At 55.6% G+C, this 16,831-nt stretch carries 18 protein-coding genes; 12 read left to right on the top strand and 6 right to left on the bottom strand.

Going from position 1 to position 16,831, the window contains the following annotated elements:
* Positions 1-373 precede the first annotated feature (373 nt).
* The 6 genes from upp to Q0915_RS15535 all read left to right on the top strand — a co-directional run bounded on the left by upp (position 374) and on the right by Q0915_RS15535 (position 6,207).
* Positions 374-1,003, top strand: coding sequence for a uracil phosphoribosyltransferase (gene upp, locus Q0915_RS15560; RefSeq protein WP_299475205.1), 630 nt, complete (start codon positions 374-376; stop codon positions 1,001-1,003).
* A gap of 14 nt (positions 1,004-1,017) precedes the next feature.
* Entirely contained in the window at positions 1,018-1,917 is a 900-nt protein-coding gene (locus Q0915_RS15555) for a ribokinase (protein ID WP_299475202.1), read from the top strand.
* Between the two features lie 70 nt (positions 1,918-1,987).
* Positions 1,988-2,491: a TIGR02281 family clan AA aspartic protease gene (locus Q0915_RS15550; RefSeq protein ID WP_299475199.1), complete on the top strand. Its 504-nt coding sequence runs from the start codon at positions 1,988-1,990 to the stop codon at positions 2,489-2,491.
* Between the two features lie 61 nt (positions 2,492-2,552).
* Positions 2,553-4,052, top strand: a complete 1,500-nt coding sequence (locus Q0915_RS15545) for a phosphomannomutase/phosphoglucomutase (protein ID WP_299475196.1) — start codon at positions 2,553-2,555, stop codon at positions 4,050-4,052.
* A 65-nt stretch (positions 4,053-4,117) separates the two neighbouring features.
* Positions 4,118-5,113 (top strand): aldose epimerase family protein, encoded by a 996-nt coding sequence (locus tag Q0915_RS15540; RefSeq protein WP_299475193.1) that lies wholly within the window; start codon positions 4,118-4,120, stop codon positions 5,111-5,113.
* 65 nt (positions 5,114-5,178) lie between these two features.
* Entirely contained in the window at positions 5,179-6,207 is a 1,029-nt protein-coding gene (locus Q0915_RS15535) for a histone deacetylase family protein (protein ID WP_299475190.1), read from the top strand.
* 12 nt (positions 6,208-6,219) lie between these two features.
* On the opposite strand, the gene Q0915_RS15530 is transcribed toward Q0915_RS15535, so the two are convergent.
* Positions 6,220-6,834: an HAD family phosphatase gene (locus Q0915_RS15530; RefSeq protein WP_299475187.1), complete on the bottom strand. Its 615-nt coding sequence runs from the start codon at positions 6,832-6,834 to the stop codon at positions 6,220-6,222.
* Positions 6,835-6,877: 43 nt separating this feature from the next.
* Here Q0915_RS15530 and Q0915_RS15525 point away from each other — a divergent pair, with 43 nt between their 5' ends.
* Positions 6,878-7,858 (top strand): PhnD/SsuA/transferrin family substrate-binding protein, encoded by a 981-nt coding sequence (locus Q0915_RS15525; protein ID WP_299475184.1) that lies wholly within the window; start codon positions 6,878-6,880, stop codon positions 7,856-7,858.
* A 26-nt stretch (positions 7,859-7,884) separates the two neighbouring features.
* Here the strand turns inward: Q0915_RS15525 and Q0915_RS15520 are convergent, their stop codons facing one another.
* From Q0915_RS15520 to Q0915_RS15500, 5 genes are all read right to left on the bottom strand, one after another.
* Positions 7,885-9,048: an acetate/propionate family kinase gene (locus tag Q0915_RS15520; RefSeq protein ID WP_299477027.1), complete on the bottom strand. Its 1,164-nt coding sequence runs from the start codon at positions 9,046-9,048 to the stop codon at positions 7,885-7,887.
* Between the two features lie 2 nt (positions 9,049-9,050).
* The gene (locus tag Q0915_RS15515; protein WP_299475181.1) at positions 9,051-10,463 is read right to left on the bottom strand and encodes a bifunctional enoyl-CoA hydratase/phosphate acetyltransferase; all 1,413 of its coding nucleotides are present in this window, start codon (positions 10,461-10,463) and stop codon (positions 9,051-9,053) included.
* Between the two features lie 114 nt (positions 10,464-10,577).
* Positions 10,578-11,159, bottom strand: coding sequence for a TadE/TadG family type IV pilus assembly protein (locus Q0915_RS15510; RefSeq protein ID WP_299475179.1), 582 nt, complete (start codon positions 11,157-11,159; stop codon positions 10,578-10,580).
* Positions 11,160-11,175: 16 nt separating this feature from the next.
* On the bottom strand, positions 11,176-11,730 hold the full coding sequence (locus tag Q0915_RS15505; protein ID WP_299475176.1) for a TadE/TadG family type IV pilus assembly protein: 555 nt from the start codon (positions 11,728-11,730) through the stop codon (positions 11,176-11,178).
* 23 nt (positions 11,731-11,753) lie between these two features.
* Positions 11,754-12,215: a pilus assembly protein N-terminal domain-containing protein gene (locus Q0915_RS15500; RefSeq protein WP_299475174.1), complete on the bottom strand. Its 462-nt coding sequence runs from the start codon at positions 12,213-12,215 to the stop codon at positions 11,754-11,756.
* 523 nt (positions 12,216-12,738) lie between these two features.
* Between Q0915_RS15500 and Q0915_RS15495 the strand changes: the two genes are divergently transcribed.
* The 5 genes from Q0915_RS15495 (at position 12,739) to Q0915_RS15475 (ending at position 16,829) form a co-directional block, all read left to right on the top strand.
* Entirely contained in the window at positions 12,739-12,915 is a 177-nt protein-coding gene (locus Q0915_RS15495; protein WP_299475171.1) for a Flp family type IVb pilin, read from the top strand.
* Positions 12,916-13,054: 139 nt separating this feature from the next.
* Positions 13,055-13,570, top strand: a complete 516-nt coding sequence (locus tag Q0915_RS15490) for a prepilin peptidase (RefSeq protein WP_299475168.1) — start codon at positions 13,055-13,057, stop codon at positions 13,568-13,570.
* Between the two features lie 450 nt (positions 13,571-14,020).
* The gene (locus Q0915_RS15485; protein ID WP_299475165.1) at positions 14,021-14,278 is read left to right on the top strand and encodes a hypothetical protein; all 258 of its coding nucleotides are present in this window, start codon (positions 14,021-14,023) and stop codon (positions 14,276-14,278) included.
* Between the two features lie 335 nt (positions 14,279-14,613).
* Positions 14,614-15,381 carry a Flp pilus assembly protein CpaB gene (gene cpaB, locus Q0915_RS15480; RefSeq protein ID WP_299475162.1) on the top strand — a complete coding sequence of 256 codons (768 nt, stop codon included), beginning with the start codon at positions 14,614-14,616 and terminating at the stop codon, positions 15,379-15,381.
* Positions 15,382-15,419: 38 nt separating this feature from the next.
* Positions 15,420-16,829 carry a type II and III secretion system protein family protein gene (locus tag Q0915_RS15475; protein WP_299475159.1) on the top strand — a complete coding sequence of 470 codons (1,410 nt, stop codon included), beginning with the start codon at positions 15,420-15,422 and terminating at the stop codon, positions 16,827-16,829.
* The last annotated feature ends 2 nt before the right edge of the window (positions 16,830-16,831 follow it).

Genomic DNA, 16,831 nt, shown 5'->3' with positions numbered 1-16,831 from the left:
CGCGGCTATGAGCGTTCGTGGCGTCTTGAACGCAGGCCTCGCTACGCTTCATTCACAGCCCGCGAATGCCTGTTCTTGCGTGCCTGACAGCGCTGCATGTTTATCCGGAGCGCTCCTGTTTTTTCACAGCCAACGCGCTGAGTCCTTTTTGCCGCTTTTGGTCTTTTCTTTCCTCGTGCTACCAAGGTAAGAACACTTAATCAGGGGTAGCTGTCCAACTGCGACCCGATACCCGCCCAAGTCACCCGAACGGGGCCACTATTGGCCGCCGCTTGCGGCTGCCAAAAGCAACAAGAAAAGTCAGAAAGCCATTTGACATCAATCTCTTGAACTAACAAATGGCTGCTGCAAATGTTACGAAAGGTCTGCTTCCATGTCCGGAGCCAATGTCATCAGTCACCCGCTGGTTCAGCACAAGCTGACCATCATGCGCGACAAGGGAACGTCCACGCAGGGTTTCCGGCGGCTGCTGCGCGAAATCTCGACCTTGCTTTGTTACGAGGTGACCCGCGATCTGCCGATCGTCCGCCAGACCATCGAAACGCCCCTGGCTGAAATGCAGGCGCCGATGTTGGCCGGCAAGAAACTCGTTTTTGCCTCAGTTCTGCGCGCTGGTAACGGACTTCTGGAAGGCATGCTGGAACTCGTGCCGTCCGCACGGGTTGCTCACATCGGTCTTTATCGTGACCCCGAAACGCTCCATCCGGTTGAATACTACTTCAAGGCGCCTGAAGACCTGAACGAGCGGCTTGTGATCGTGGTTGACCCGATGCTCGCGACCGCGAATTCAGCGATCGCCGCCGTCCAGAAACTCAAAGAACGCGGCGCGAACAACGTTCGGTTTCTCTGCCTGCTGGCCGCTCCGGAAGGTGTCGCGAAATTCAACGAAATGCACCCTGATGTCCCGATCTACACTGCTGCAATCGACGAAAAGCTGAACGAGAAGGGCTACATCGTTCCCGGCCTCGGCGATGCAGGTGACCGGATGTACGGCACCAAATAAGCAATTCGGGCGTCATGATTACGGTTTTCGGTTCCATCAATCTTGATCTTGTCGTCGTCGTTCAACGATTGCCGACGGCCGGAGAAACGGTCAGAGGACCCGATCACCAGACATTCCCGGGCGGAAAGGGGGCAAACCAGGCTCTCGCCGCCAAAAGGGCCGGCGCGAATGTCGCCATGGTAGGTGCGATCGGGCAGGATGCCTTTGGAACAATCGCGGTCTCGAACATGCAAGATGCAGGCGTCGATCTTGCCGGCGTGCGCAAGTTGCCAGGTGCCACCGGGCTCGCCCTCATTGGCATAGACGCTGCAGGTGAAAACCAGATCATCGTTGCCAGTGGTGCGAACGCCCGTGTCGAGGCGCAATGGGTCGAACCGGTCCTGGCTGCCGGAGGCACTCTTTTGCTTCAGGGCGAGGTTCCGTTCGCGCAGATGCGGCCGGCGATCGGCAGGGCTAAAGCGAAGGGCGCGAAAGTTATCTGGAACCCTGCGCCGGTTCCGGAAGACGAATTTCTACCCTGTCTCAATGCGATTGATACGCTCATTGTCAATGAAAGCGAGGCAGCGGAGATCGCCGGCCGGGCAGGTCTTTCAACCGATCTCGACATGTTCATCGGTCATTTTGCAACGTCGTCGCGATCCGTCGTGGTCACTCTTGGGTCAAAAGGCGTTCTCGCCGGTCAGGGCGGGAACAGGTATTGTTTTGGAGCGCCCGCTGTCAGCGCGGTTGATACGACCGGGGCAGGTGACGCGTTTTGCGGAGCTTTGGCGGCATCCCTGGACAACGGAAAACCGTTTGAGCGTGCTCTGAAAGAAGGCGTTGCTGCAGGCGCATTGGCGTGTACGGCGACCGGAGCACAGTCAAGCGCACCCGAACAGGACGAGATCGCACGCCTGGCAGATCAAATCTTCTGAATTGGTTTTACAGCCCGCTAAGGAAACTGTGCTACCCCGGACAGGCCTGTTGAAATGCCCGGAAAGCACCATGTTGCGGTATGTCATCATTCTGCTGGTCCTGATTGGCCTCGCACCTATTGTGCCGAGCCTTGTTGAAGCACGCCTGAATTCAATTGACCGGCCTGACCATGCCGAGGCCGACGAGGAAGTGACTTCAGGCCCCAGAAAACACAGGATTTCCGTCGATCGCCGGGGACACTATGTGGCTGATGCCTATGCGAATGGGCGCGCGATCGACATGCTTGTCGACACGGGTGCAACCGTGACCGCACTTCCGAAATCGGTTGCCCGCGATATCGGCATTTTTCTGTCACCGTCGGATTTCAAGCACCCCATCGGCACGGCAAACGGGACCGTTTACGGCGCGAGAGCCGTGATCGACAAGCTTCGTATCGGCGCCATCCGCTTCAGAAACGTCGACGCGATTGTTCTGGGAGACGAAAGTCTCGGCGTTCCACTTCTCGGCATGTCGGCGCTCAGCCAACTCAAGCGGTTTGACATATCGAGCGGCACACTTGTACTTGTTCAATAATCTTGAGCGCAGTTCCCGGTTTCGCGTCTAGTGCATCTCTTTCAGACACCAAGAGGGTTTGATGTTTCCAAAACCACGTCCGAGTTTGCCTCCCAACACGCTTGAATATGAATCCCTCCCGATGGTGAAACCAACCGGGTTCCGCGAATACGACGCGCGCTGGCTCTTTGAAGAAGAGATCAACCTGATGGGTATGCAGGCGCTCGGCATGGGTATCGGCACGCTCATGCATGAGCGGGGAATCCGCCCGGACATCGCCGTCGGTCATGATTTCCGCGGGTATTCCGCCTCCATCAAGATGGCGGTCGTGAACGGATTGCTGGCATCGGGTGTCAATGTGCACGACATCGGACTGGCGCTGTCTCCGATGGCCTATTTCGCCCAGTTCGCGCTGGACGTGCCGGCAGTGGCGATGATCACCGCGTCCCACAACGACAACGGCTGGACCGGTGTGAAGATGGGCATAGACCGGCCGATGACTTTCGGCCCTGGCGAAATGGGCCGTTTGAAGGAAATTGTTCTGGAGGCCGCTTTCGATCTTAGAGGCGGTGGCAGCTACCGGTTTGTCGACGGCTTCCCGGATGTGTACATCAAGGACCTGACGGACAGGCCGAAACTGAAACGCCCGATCAAGGTGGTGGCTGCCTGCGGCAATGGTACGGCAGGCGCATTCGCCCCGAAAATTTTGGAAGCGTTGGGCGCGGACGTCATACCGCTCGACGCTGAACTCGATCACACGTTTCCGCGCTACAACCCGAACCCGGAAGACATGAAGATGCTTCATGCGCTGCGGGACCAGGTTCTGGAAAGCGGCGCTGAAGTCGGACTAGGCTTCGACGGTGACGGTGACCGTTGCGGCGTTGTCGACAATGAGGGCGAAGAGATCTTTGCCGATAAGGTCGGCGTCATGCTTGCGCGCGATATCTCCGCCCTCCATCCGGGCAGCCAGTTTGTTGTTGATGTGAAGTCGACCGGGCTCTTCAACACCGACCCGGTTCTGAAAGCGAATGGCGCAAAAACCGACTACTTCAAAACGGGGCATTCCTACATCAAGCGCCGTGTCAACGAGCTTGAGGCAATTGTCGGATTTGAAAAGTCAGGCCACTATTTCTTCAACGCACCGATCGGGCGGGGGTACGACGACGGCCTTGTGTCCGCAATCGCCATTCTTGATATGCTTGACCGAAACCCCGGAAAGACGATGGCAGACCTGCGCCGCGACCTTCCCAAGACCTGGGGTTCACCGACAATGTCTCCAAAATGTGCCGACGAAATCAAATACGACGTGGTGGAGCGTGTCGTTTCGAAATTCCGGCAGATGAAGGACAGCGGCGAACCGATAGCCGGCCGGGAGATCACGGATCTGATCACGGTCAACGGGGTGCGGGTCGTGACCGATGATGGCACCTGGGGGCTCGTCAGGGCCTCTTCGAACAAGCCGGAACTGGTTGTCGTTGTCGAAAGCCCTGCTTCTGAAGAGAGACTGCACGAGATGTTCAAGGCGGTCGATGGCGTGTTGCGCGAAAACCCGGAAGTCGGCGAATACAATCAGACGATTTGAGGCCGGAACCTTGCGAGACAAGGGACTGATGACCCTTCGTTGCGCATGAACCCGCGAGAATGAACATGATCAGTGAATTCGGCACACTTCCGGATGGGACGCCCGTTCGGGAAGTCACTTTGAAGAAAGGTGCGCTGGAAGCGTCCATCCTGACCTATGGTGCGATCATCCGCGATTTGAAGATCGACGGCCAGTCGGTCGTCCTCGGTTTCGAGGACCTTCAAAGCTATCTTGATCATTCGCCCTATTTCGGCGTTATCGCCGGGCGCTGTGCCAATCGGATTGCGCATGGGAACATGGTCGTCGACGGAAAAACGTATCAACTCGATCGTAACAACGGCGCGCACCATCTTCACGGCGGTGCCGCCGGGTTTTCACACCGGAACTGGGACCTTGAGCAAAGCGACAAGGCCAGCGTGCTTCTGAAGATTGTGTCCGAAGACACCGACATGGGCTATCCGGGGCGCGTCGAGGCTCTTGTTCGCTATACGTTGACCGGGGCTGGCGCGCTTCGGGTCAAGATCACGGCGACAACGGACCAGACGACCCCGGTGAACCTGACGCAGCACAGTTATTTCAATCTGGATGGCAGCAAGGACATCCTTGACCACAATCTGGAGATTGCCGCCGAAACATATCTGCCGGTCGATGAGACACTTATTCCGACGGGCGAAATTCGCCGGGTCGAGTGGACACCGTTCGATTTTCGCGAAGGCAGGAAGCTCAGACACAAGACTGGCGAGGACGCGGTCCAATACGATCATAACTTCTGTCTTGCAGCCGCGCCGAGGCAGACAGCCGAATTTGCGGCCGCGCTTGAAGATCGCGACGGTGAACGCCGCATGGAAGTCTGGACAACGGAACCCGGATTGCAGCTCTATGATGCCGCGCGGCTGGACATACCGGTACCTGGCCTCTCAGGCCGAGCCTATGGTGCCCACGCGGGGTTGTGTCTGGAAGCACAGCGCTGGCCGGACAGCGTCAATCAGAAAGAATTTACTCCTGTCCTGCTACAACCTTCACAAACATATAGCCATGTTACGGAATTCCGTTTTTCCTGATTTGGGCTACAGTAGTACCTCTCAAAGTGGTGGGGCTCGAACCATGAAGGCAAAGGAGGCAGATTGTGAAAACGGTTTTTTCTGACCTCCAGCTCGCGCATGCCCCTGCCCAGGAAATCTCTGACGGTGAATTGAAGCCCGCCGTTGAAATTCCGAGCCGCGCTGAATTTGTCCTGAAATCAGTCAAGGAACGCGGGGTAGGCGACGTGATCGCACCGGACGACTTCCCGGTTCGCCCGATCCACCGGGTTCATGCGCCGCACTATGTCTCTTTTCTTGAAAGCTTCTGGAGCCGGTGGACCGATGCCGGCCGTAGCAAGGAAGCATTTCCATTCGTATGGCCGATCCGCAGCTTGCGCCAGGATGTGGAGATCGATCATATAGACGGTCTGTTGGGCAGATATTCCATGGATGCCGGGACGCCGCTTGGTGAACATACTTTCAAGGCGGCACGTGCATCCGCCGAGACCGCGCTGACGGCGGCAAAGCTTCTTCTGGATGGCGAATCCTCCGCATTCGCGCTGTGCCGGCCACCCGGTCATCACGCCGGTTTTGACTTCTTCGGTGGCTACTGTTTTTTCAACAATGCTGCGGTCGCCGCGCAATATCTCAGGGACAACGGCCTTAACCGGATAGCGATACTTGATGTCGACTATCATCATGGAAACGGAACACAGGCCCTGTTCTACGACCGGCCCGATGTTCTGTTCCTCTCAATTCATGCCGATCCCAAAATCGAGTATCCCTACTTCCTCGGCTTTGCAGACGAAACGGGCGAACACGCAGGAACTGGCTTCACACGTAACTGGCCGCTCCCGCTCGGAACCGATTGGGACGGTTATACGGGCGCGCTTGAAGAAGCCTGCCGCTGGTTGCTGGTTTACAAACCGGACGTGATGATCGTTTCGCTGGGGCTCGACTGTTTCGAGGAAGATCCGATTTCGGGCTTCCGGTTCAAAAGCGACGACTATTTTCTCCTTGGCCAACGCCTCGCAAAGCTGGGTGTCCCGACCTTGTTCGTGCTGGAAGGCGGCTACGCAATCGATGCGCTTGGGACAAATTGTGTCAATGTGCTGGAAGGCTATGCCGGCTAAGCTTGAACCGCTCTAGAGAAGTTCCAACCGCTTTAGGTCCACTTCAAGCCCGGCCGCGGACTGGAAGTGATGCGCTGACATGCCCACTGACCGGGCGGCTGCCACGTTCGCCTTTGAATCGTCGATGAAGAAGCAGTCCACAGGCTTCAGATCATTGCGTTCAAACAGAACCTCGTAGATTTTCGGATCCGGTTTGATGAGCCTTTCGTGCGCCGAAACAACGGTATCGAGAAAACTGGTCTTCAGGAACGGAAAACGGTCCTGGGCTTCGACGAATTTCTCGGCAGAAAAATTGGTCACCGCATAGAGCGGTACGCCTTTCGACGCGAGTTCAGTCAGAAGTTGACGCGTTCCTGGAATTTCACCTGGGACCATGTCGTGCCAACGATCCGAATAGGCGGCGATCAGATCGGCCTTGTCGGGAAATTGTACGGTTAAGGTCTCAACGCCCTCTTTCCAGGACCGGCCGAGGTCTTGCTGCAAGTTCCAGTCAGACGTACAGACGGTTTCCAGAAACGTTTTGCGTTCGAGCGGATCGGGAATGAGTTGACGGTAGAGAATTTCGGGATTCCATTCGATGAGGACATTCCCTATATCGAATACGACCGTCGTGATAGAATTCTGCATAAATTAGTCCAATATTTGGGGCAGGCGAACTTTCGGGCGAAAAATGATTTTTTCAAAACTCTCAGACAGTTATGACAGGACTGTGGCTTTCTCGTTCGAATGCGTGAAATCAATTGGGGTGATTCTCCTGCTGTTGCCTCTTGTGGTTTCTGCCAATGCTGCGGATCGCGATGCCATGCCCGACCGCTTGCGCCTGGGTGTGATTGTGGCAGGGGATGAAACGACACGTGATCGTGTGGAGCCCTTTCGCCTTGCCCTGGAGGAAATCGCCGACCTGCCGGTCGACCTGTTTCTGATGGACACGCTTGGTGAAGCCGTCGAAGGGATTGTGAACGGGCGCATAGACTATGTCAGGCTGTCTCCTTCTGCGTATGCCGCAGCACACCGGCTTTGCAAATGCGTCGAGCCGCTTGTCACGGCAGGTCCGGATGATTTTCCAGCGCGCTTTTATGCAATTCTTGTCAGCAAACGAAGCGATGCAAATACGTCCCTTGAGGACCTGAAGGGAACACGGCTTGCGGTCGGAAACAAGAAGGCCGTCGCAGCTTACCGCGTGCCGATTGCAAACCTTGCCGCCGACGGCATCGATGCTCGAACACATTTTCAAACTCTGGTCGAGGTCCAGAGCCCGGTCGAAGGTTTGCGGGCGTTGCTGGACGGGCGCGTTCAGGCTTCGCTGGCGTGGTCCAGTCTCGCCGGCGAGGCCAAGAACGGGTTCACGGCAGGCACTTTGAACGATTATTACGTATCAGGAAGCAAGGGCTTCAAGGATCTGGAAATCGTGTGGCGATCGCCACCGATACCTTACTCTGCCCACAGCATTTCAAAGGATCTGCCGGACGCACTCAAACGCAGACTGCGCGCCGGACTGATGGATATGCGGCGGGAAGCGCCAGACGCCTACCTTGCAATCGAGCCTGATCTGCCGGGAGGCTTCGAACCGGTCGTTCACGCGGACTACCGTCCGGTGCTGAGAACGTTCGAGGATGACTTTGCAAAGCTGCTTGAGCCGACCGCGCAATAGTTGGCTCGTCGCCGCAACACCTGCGTTCACATCAGTTTCTCTGTATGACGGCGGATCATTTCCTCTTCGTTTGTCGGTATGACCAACACCTTCATGCGGGAATCTTCCGTTGAAATGTCTATTGCGTTGGTGTTGTTCTTGTTTTCATCAATCGCCATTCCGATCCAGTCCTGATTTGCACACACTCTCGATCGGATCCCCGCTGCGTTTTCCCCGATGCCGCCGGTGAACACGAACGTGTCCACACCGCTGAGGACAGCGGCCATGGCGCCCAGTTCCCGTCGGGCGCGAAAGACATAATAGTCAATCGCCTGCGCTGCCTTCGGATCGTCGCTCAACGTCAATGTCCGCATGTCCTGGGTGATGCCAGACAGTCCTTTGAGCCCGGATTCTCTATAAAGAAGATCCGAAACCTCATCTGCCGACATGCCCTTGGTCGTGAGCAGATACAATACCGCACCAGGATCCAGCTGGCCGCATCTCGTGCCCATCGGCAGACCGTCAAGCGCGGTGAAACCCATCGTTGATCCGATGCTCTGGCCGTCCCGGATAGCGCACATGGAGGCGCCGTTGCCCAGATGCGCGACGATGACCTTGCCTGCGTAAACATCAGGCGCAGAGATCTTGAGATAGTCGCAGATATATTCGTAAGACAGGCCGTGAAAGCCGTAACGCCGAACGCCTTCGTCATAAAGGCTTCGCGGCAAGGCGAACGTATCGTTCACCCAGGGATGGTTGCGGTGAAATGAAGTATCGAAACAGGCCGTTTGAGATGCGCCTGGAAACGCCATGCGCGCTCCCCTGATCCCGGCAAGATTGTGTGGCTGGTGCAGCGGCGCCAGCGGCTCGAGCTTTCCAAGTTCCTCGAGAACCTCGTCGGTAATACGCACCGGGCCGGTGTATTTGGTCCCGCCATGGACAACGCGGTGCCCAACGGCATCGACGTGGCAACCGTTCAGTTCCTCCTCCAGGACGGGCAGAAGGGCCTTCAGCGCCGCGCGATGGTTTTCACCTTCCTGTGCTGTCAGGAGCCGTTCCACGCGTCTGGCGGAAGCACGCGATTCCAGCTCGATCTTCGGCACCGCACCGAGGCCGGAAATCTGTCCGGACAATTGGATTTCGGCGCCGGAGTAAAGCGAGAATTTTATCGACGAGGAACCGGTGTTGAGGACGAGGATGACCGGTGCCATGTTCATTTTGCCTCCCGGTCCAGAATGCCTGCCGGTGTCCCGTTCGCCTGCCAGTGCATATAAAGCAGTGCGAGCGCACAAGAGGCCAGGCGTGCGCGTCCGTCATCGGCACGGCTTGTCAGCATGACCGGCACCTTTGCACCAATCACAAGTCCGGCCGCCTCGGCATGGGCAATGAAGGTGAGTTCCTTTGCCAGCATGTTTCCCGATTCCAGGTTGGGAACAATCAATACCTCCGCGTGACCGGCCACGAGCGATGTTATTCCCTTTGTGCGGGCGGCCTGGACATCGATGGCATTGTCCATCGCCAGCGGCCCGTCGACGACAGCGCCGGTAATCTGTCCTCTTTCGGCCATCTTGGACAACACGGCTGCATCAAGGCTGGAAGGGATTGCAGGATTGACGGTTTCGATCGCTGAAAGAATGCCGACCTTTGGTGTTTCGAGGCCGAGCGACAAGGCTGCGTCGATAGCATTCTGGGTGATGTCGACCTTGGCATTGAGGTCGGGCGTGATGTTTATTGCCGCGTCCGAGATCAGCACCGGTGTCTTGCGTCCGGGAATATCCATGACGAACACGTGGCTGATACGGCGCTTAGTGCGCAACCCGCCATCGCGCTTCACAACGTGGTGCAAGAGGTGATCGGTGTGCAAGTGGCCCTTCATGACCGCTTTGACCTTGCCCTCATGGACCATTGCCACTGCGCGGCCTGCTGCCTCCATTTCGTCCTCTATATCGATTAGTTCGAAATCGCCGATATCTTCGTCCAATTCCCTGGCTGCGGCCTCGATCCTGTCCTTCGCACCGATTAATACGGGATGGATCAATCCTTCGCGTGCTGCCAGTAAGGCACCATCAAGAGAGTTGGGATCGTCGGGTGCAGCCACCGCGGTCGGCAAGGCTGGCAATGTTTTTGCCAGCTCGATCATTCTGTTGAAATGCCTGTGCCGCTGCACCAGCAAGGCGGGGATATTGCTGGAATCGAATTCTATCGTCTCGGTCGGGGCCTTCACTTCGGCAACACCTTCCACAAGCCGGACGCCGTCTCCACGCGTTACGGTGAGATCGAAGACAATTACATTGTCCGGTTTTTTGTCTGTCGCCGTAACCCTGACATGCAATTGATCACCAACGGCAGCCGCACCCAGAAACCGGAATGATTGCGATTTGTAGACTGTCCCGGGACCGGGCAGGATATTGCCTAGGACCGCCGACGCCAATCCTCCGACCCACATCGCCGGGGCGACCGGTTTGTCGACTACACCGTCGCCAGTCCAATCGGTATCAGGCAAATGGATCGGATTGTGATTTCCCGAAGCGTGCGCGAATACCAGCAGGTCATTGCTGGAGCACTCGCGTACGATTTCTGCCGAATCGCCTACGGCTATCTGGTCATAGGTCTTGTTTGTCGCCATCGGTTGCGGGTCCCACCTGAACACGGAATATTGCAATGCAGCATCCCTGGAGGGTACCCGTATTGTGCGACGATACAAATACGGGAGAATTACTATTCGTTGCCTGGGTGAAGCTCAGCAGTTGCCGCAGGTGACGGTGCCCGTGATACGCGGTGCCAGGTAATAGGTGTCGCTTAGCTCGAGCGCGGACGGGCTCCAGTCGAAGATACCCGTAAACACGCCCGTGAAACTCGGCGTGTAAGTCAGATTTGTCTGGCCGACGACAACGGACGAATTCGGAACGGCGACAGAGGCCGGTAATGTGATTGGAGGGGCATCACCGGCTGTCCAGGGAACTGATTCCGTAGAATCCCGGCTCCAGTCAACGGTAGCGTCTCCGTCTTCGTCGAAAGTTATGCTTGCAACGATGACCTGCAGATTATCTGCAGGATACGGTGCGAGAATTTCTGCGCCGATATCAAGCAAATCGTTGAGGTCGTTTCGTTCAACCGCTTCTTCCTGGGCGACCAAGTCGGCGATCGCGTTGGCAATACGGCTGACTTTCCGATCCTGGTTCAGGGCCTCTGCCAGCTCCGTCATTCCAATGAGCAGCAGAAACATGAACGGCAGGATCATCGCAAACTCAACAGCGGATACGCCATCTTCATCCCTGCGGAGTTTTTTCAAGGCACGAATTGTAAGGTTGTTCGCGATCATTGACGGTCTCCAGGTATCATTCCCAGGGTTCATTGCGGAACACCATTGTTGATGTGAGATAGCGTTCGGTGCCGTTGTCATTGAGAGCGAGATTGAGGGCCGAGGTCATCATCGGCCATCTGTAAAGCACTTTGACGACCACAATGTCCCCGGCACCGCCCGTGGAAAGGTTATCGTCGTCATTGTCTTTCAGGTTGCCGTCTTCGTCATACGGGCTTGCTTGCGCTGCCGCGTCGGCAAAATCGTCCACCCGCTGTACGTCGACAGTCAGCCTGTCCGTGTCGCACATAAAGGACGGCATATAGCCGCAAACCACATCTTTAAACTCGGCAACTGTCGAGATGCCGCCGTGTTGACCGGTTCTGATGAGCCGGGATGCGCTGATTACGGAATTGTCGACCATGCGATTTACGAACATCGCAATCCCGATTTCCATGATCCCGAAAACGATGATGAAGAATGGCAGCGCGATCATCGAAAACTCGACTGCGGTAACCCCTTCACGATCCTTCACAAAGGATCTGAGTATCCTGCGGCCTATTAATCGGCGGTAATAGCTTCTGCCACTCATCGTTTTCTCATTTCATAGGACGGTTATTTGGCTCCCGCTGCAGCGGTAGCCAGGGAGTTTCTGGAGTTCGCCTGCTCTGCGACTTCGTTGAAGGCTTCGACACCGTCGCCGAGGCGCACGGTCGGTTCGCAGTTCGGGCTGCAGGACATGGATGAGCGAACGGCCTTGCGGTAGACGGCTACGACATCGTCGTCCGCCGCGCGGACTGTGATGACTTCATCGACGATCGGTTTGCTGTCCTTGTCCAGAATGACGAGATTTGTTGAGCCGTAGCTCTTGCCGGTGATCACAACCGTATTGTCGTCAAACATGGAAACATCCGCGATGAATGGATTTCCAACGATGACGGCAGACGCGCCATCATCGATGCGGAAGATCTTGGCACGGTCTACTGTAACCATCACCGGTCCATCTTGAGCCATCACGATGCTTGTTTGAACTGCAAACACAAGCACGCCAGTCCATCTGATTAGGTTCATAAACATGCTTATGAATACTCCATTAGTGTCATTTCTTTCGAGATGATGCCGCAAACGTGGTGAACGATCTGCTAACGCGATGAAAATTAGAATTGACACCGGCACGCTTCGGAATGCTTTGGCACTTCGAATTGTTTTGAGTTGAATTTCGAAGTGCTTCCGAAAGAGTTGCGTGCTCAGAGGTGCGTTGCCCGAGATTTGGGCGGAATTGAAAGTATATATTACAATGAGGGTGGGGGTATTCTGGAAAAAGCGCTTCGATGAAAGTGAAGTTAGCGTCGAAGGTCGACGAAGAAATAGAAATTAAGAAAGGTTTATGTTTTTACTTGCTGCTCTTGAGTGGATTAACTGTTTTTTATCTATACCGTTTTTTAACTATAGTTAAACTAATCGCGATTGGTGCGGAATCATTTGGTCACTTTAACTGGTTGGAAAGCTCTCTGTCCTAGGGTGAGTTCATGTTCGAACGGACCAAAAAAAGATCCGGCGAACTTGAAGCTGTCAACTCAGTGGTACTTGGAGCAAAAACATGAAATCTCTTATGAACCGTTTCGCTAAAGACGAATCTGGCGCAACTGCAATCGAATACGGCCTGATCGCTGGCCTGCTGTCCATCGTCATCATCGCTGCCGTTTCTCTGGCAGGTACGTCGCTGACGAGCGTTTTCAGCACCATCGCGACCAAGCTCGACGATTCCGTCAAGTAAGTCGGCTGGCATTGCAGCGCTGGAAACGGCGCCGCAAAGAAAACGGGCAGATCACTGCCCGTTTTTTTTTGCCCGTCTGTCTTTCGTTAACCCGGCCTTTGTATCATCGGGCTGACGGAAAGAGAAAAATGGGTTTTCCATGTTAGAGGCTGCACTCCTGGTCGTATTTCCGATGCTCGTTGCATTTGGCGGTGCGTCCGATTTGTTGACGATGACGATTCAAAACCGTGTTTCGATTCTCCTGATTGCAGGTTTTGTCATTCTGTCACTGGCAACAGGCCTTCCGCTCGCGTCCTGGGGCACACACGCCTTGGGTCCGCTGGTCGTCTTTCCCGTGTGTTTTACATTCTGGTATCTGCGCTGGATGGGTGGCGGTGACGCAAAATTCCTGACCGCAATGGCATTGTGGATTGGCTTTACACCCGAATTGATGGGATTCGTCCTGCTGGTTTCCATATACGGCATGTTTTTGACACTTGGTCTTATGTACATGCGCACAAATGTCATTCTGCCGGACGCTTTGGCGCGGCAGGAGTGGCTGGCAAGACTGCACGATCAAAAAAGCGGCATACCGTATGGAATCGCGATCGCGATCGCAGGCCTTCAGGTCTATCCGATGACGGCCTGGTTCAAAATGGTCGCACAGGCCTACTAGATCCAGCAGACAGAGGTGGCTAAGTCACTCGATTTAACCTTGTGCCGTTGCCGCAAACGTTTTCTTCCAGTAAAAGTCTGCCGGACACGGAGCGCAGCGCGCGCGCGTGACATTGCGTTTGCCCTGAGCAGACTTTCGCGGGGTTTCGAATTTTCTATGTCGCGAGCCGCGCGAAACCGGACCAGTTATCGCAGTCTTTCGAAGTGCCGCTAGGCCAGCCGGTAACGGACATGCCCCACGAAGAAAGTTGGGTTGCGCGTTTGTCAAAAAGCGGATGGACGCTTTTTGGGTCCGAGGACGAGGCACTTGCACAATCGAATGAGGAGCACATTGCTGTTCTGTCGAACGAGTTCGACACATATGTCTGTAACGTCAATGAGACAGTGACGTTGAACGCCGTTGAGTTTTGGCAGAGCGACCAGCGGAAATGGCGCTTGTCGCATCGCGGCGATGGCGGAGACGTTTTTCACCTCAAGGAAGAAGACTCTTCCAGGCCATTATCAGAATCTGAGGGACGCGTGTTTCGCCGATCAACAGTCGGACGGCGATGAAGTCGATCATGTTTTTGAAATTCCGCTTGACCTCGTGGCGGTGGATATTGATTTCAGGCACGACAATTATCTGGCACCCGCCGATGTCGAAAAATACTTTCCAGTAGCTGCGCGCGTGAAGCAGGGTTTTTTGGCAAGTCTGTTCGTGCGCCGGTAAGAAAAGCAACCATCTGGCGATTCGCTCTTCAAACCGCCTGATCAATCCGGTGGGATCTGCAAAACGAGCCCTGATGCCCCAATTGAGCCACCGGTCGGCACTTTAGTTTCTTAAAAGTGACACACGCTCTGCTGCTAGAAACGCGCAGTTGCTTCTATGTATCAAGCGAATGAAGCCTCGATTTTCGCAAATTGAAAGGCAATTCGGAAGGCTTTCAGTAAAGTTAACGAAAATTAACCAAAAACTTCTACTCCTGGTTAACCATGTTTTGACCAATTACCCGTCATTCTATGCTGAAGAAACGCATCGGCGCACAGGATCATTGGGTTTTTGTCATGAAATTCGCTCGAATCTTAGTACTGGCGGTCGCAGTGGTGGCAGGGTTGCTGGCATTTCGTATGGTCATGTTGTCAGGTGGCGGAGAGCCAGCCCCGCAAATCGTCCAGGCGGCACCGGAAACAAAGAAAGTCCAGGTTCTCGTCGCAGAAGTGGACATTCCGCTGGGTGGCAAACTGACCAGGGAAAATTTCGACTGGGCGGATTGGCCGGAAGATGCTCTTCCGCGCGGGTCGGTGACAAAGTCGTCTGATCCTTCCGCGGGTGAAGAATTCGTGGGACGAATCGCCAAGGCTCCCATCTTTTCAGGCGAGCCGATCAGGCCGGAGCGTTTGATTAACACCGACAAAGGCTTCATGGCTGCCATTCTTCCGAAGGGCAAGCGGGCCATCGCGGTGAGCGTGGAAGAGGAGACAACCGCCGGCGGCTTCATTCTGCCGGGAGACAAGGTTGACCTGATCCTGACACGCACATTCGACGACACTGCTTACAGTGAAACCATCCTTGAAAACAAACGCGTGTTGGCAATCGACGCGACGACGGCTGGAGAACAGGATCAGAAAAACCTGTCTCCGAAGAAAACCGCCACCTTGGAACTGACCTTGGCGGAATCGGAACTCGTCGCTCAGGCGCAACAGACCGGAACGATTTCACTCGCTTTGCGCAGTGCGCAGGATTCGGCAGATGACGCTGCCCAAGACGACAGCCGCCGAAACGATGTGAGTTACGTGAAATACGGCATCACCAGCAAGTCAGTTGCGCCATGAAACCGGATCTGACGAGAACGTCCAGCATGAGGGGCGCGATGAAAAACTACCTTGTAAAGCTCGCAGCAGCAGCTGCAATCGTGGCAACGTCCTTTGGGATGTCAGCTCCGTCATCACTGGCACAGAGCAACTTCCCCAGCCAGGTCCACGTCGCCGCCGGTGAACGCGCCAGCGGCAGAATCCTGAATGTCGGCATCGGCAGATCGGTGGTCATCAATCTGGCGGAAGACGCTGCGGATGTTCTCATCTCCAATCCCGAGATTGCGGATGCGGTGCTCAGAACGCCACGCAGGATATTCGTTCTCGGGAACACTGCAGGTCAGGCGAGGCTCGTGCTCTTCAGCCGAAGCGGTCGAGAGTTGGCCAGCTTTGACATCCGGGTCGAAAACGATACATCGGATCTGGCCAGGATCATTCGCAAACTGATACCGGGCTCCAACATCAAGGCGGAGTCGGTCAACGGCAACGTTATCCTGAGCGGAACGGCAAGAAGCACGCTGGAATCGCAGCAAGCCGCTGACATCGCCGCAAAGTTTCAGGGCGCCGGCAGCGCGACCGAAGTGGTCAATCTGATCTCTGTCCAGGGAAAGGATCAGGTGCATCTGAAGGTCACCGTCGCCGAGGTCGAGCGCTCAATCATCAAGCAGCTCGGTGTGCAGTTCAGCGGCTCTGTCGGCACGGGTAACTTCACGCCCCGGTTTTCCAATACACCCGGCTTCAACGTGAACCCCTCCATCGTCAACCAGGCGGTCGCGGGCGTGACATTTGCCAGCGGCGCTGCATCGATCAGTGCGGAAGTCGAGGCATTGCAGCGTGAAGGTGTGATCCGGACGCTGGCTGAACCGACGCTGACGGCAATATCGGGCGAAAACGCAAGTTTCCTGGCGGGTGGTGAGTTCCCGATCCCGATTGCGCAGGATGACAACACGGTCAGTGTGGAATTCAAGAAGTTCGGTGTCGGTCTCGACTTTACACCGGTGGTCCTGTCCGAAGGACGGATCAGCCTCCGGGTCCTTACAGAAGTCAGCGAGCTCAGCAACGAAGGTGCGGTCAGTGCTGGCGGGATCACGATCTCGGCACTGAAAGTCCGCCGCGCCGAATCAACTGTCGAACTGCCTTCGGGCGGGACGCTGGTAATGGCCGGATTGCTGCAGGAATCTTACCAGCAATCCATGGAAGGCATTCCCGGCCTGATGCAAATTCCGATCCTCGGAGCCTTGTTCAAGAGCCGTGACTTCCTGCGGGACCAGACAGAACTGGCGGTCTTCGTAACACCCTACGTCGTCCGTCCTCAGGCAATGAAGAAGCTTGTTCGTCCGGACAAGAACCTCATTCCCCCGTCGGATGCGGAGAGCATTTTCCTGAACCGGCTCAACAAGATCTACAACCCTGCGGGCGACATGGTTGAGGGTGAATACCATGGCCAAGTCGGATTTATATACAAGTGAGG

It is taken from the genome of uncultured Roseibium sp., assembly GCF_947494555.1.
Classification (GTDB): domain Bacteria; phylum Pseudomonadota; class Alphaproteobacteria; order Rhizobiales; family Stappiaceae; genus Roseibium.
This window is presented reverse-complemented; position numbering and strand designations above follow the sequence as displayed.

Bases quoted from the DNA above. Each gene is read 5' to 3' on its own strand.
- upp (WP_299475205.1), top strand. From the start codon at position 374: ATGTCCGGAGCCAATGTCATCAGTCACCCGCTGGTTCAGCACAAGCTG.
- Q0915_RS15555 (WP_299475202.1), top strand. From the start codon at position 1,018: ATGATTACGGTTTTCGGTTCCATCAATCTTGATCTTGTCGTCGTCGTT.
- Q0915_RS15550 (WP_299475199.1), top strand. From the start codon at position 1,988: ATGTTGCGGTATGTCATCATTCTGCTGGTCCTGATTGGCCTCGCACCT.
- Q0915_RS15545 (WP_299475196.1), top strand. From the start codon at position 2,553: ATGTTTCCAAAACCACGTCCGAGTTTGCCTCCCAACACGCTTGAATAT.
- Q0915_RS15540 (WP_299475193.1), top strand. From the start codon at position 4,118: ATGATCAGTGAATTCGGCACACTTCCGGATGGGACGCCCGTTCGGGAA.
- Q0915_RS15530 (WP_299475187.1), bottom strand. From the start codon at position 6,834: ATGCAGAATTCTATCACGACGGTCGTATTCGATATAGGGAATGTCCTC.
- Q0915_RS15525 (WP_299475184.1), top strand. From the start codon at position 6,878: ATGATTTTTTCAAAACTCTCAGACAGTTATGACAGGACTGTGGCTTTC.
- Q0915_RS15520 (WP_299477027.1), bottom strand. From the start codon at position 9,048: ATGGCACCGGTCATCCTCGTCCTCAACACCGGTTCCTCGTCGATAAAA.
- Q0915_RS15515 (WP_299475181.1), bottom strand. From the start codon at position 10,463: ATGGCGACAAACAAGACCTATGACCAGATAGCCGTAGGCGATTCGGCA.
- Q0915_RS15510 (WP_299475179.1), bottom strand. From the start codon at position 11,159: ATGATCGCGAACAACCTTACAATTCGTGCCTTGAAAAAACTCCGCAGG.
- Q0915_RS15505 (WP_299475176.1), bottom strand. From the start codon at position 11,730: ATGAGTGGCAGAAGCTATTACCGCCGATTAATAGGCCGCAGGATACTC.
- Q0915_RS15500 (WP_299475174.1), bottom strand. From the start codon at position 12,215: ATGTTTATGAACCTAATCAGATGGACTGGCGTGCTTGTGTTTGCAGTT.
- Q0915_RS15495 (WP_299475171.1), top strand. From the start codon at position 12,739: ATGAAATCTCTTATGAACCGTTTCGCTAAAGACGAATCTGGCGCAACT.
- Q0915_RS15490 (WP_299475168.1), top strand. From the start codon at position 13,055: ATGTTAGAGGCTGCACTCCTGGTCGTATTTCCGATGCTCGTTGCATTT.
- Q0915_RS15485 (WP_299475165.1), top strand. From the start codon at position 14,021: ATGGCGGAGACGTTTTTCACCTCAAGGAAGAAGACTCTTCCAGGCCAT.
- cpaB (WP_299475162.1), top strand. From the start codon at position 14,614: ATGAAATTCGCTCGAATCTTAGTACTGGCGGTCGCAGTGGTGGCAGGG.
- Q0915_RS15475 (WP_299475159.1), top strand. From the start codon at position 15,420: ATGAAAAACTACCTTGTAAAGCTCGCAGCAGCAGCTGCAATCGTGGCA.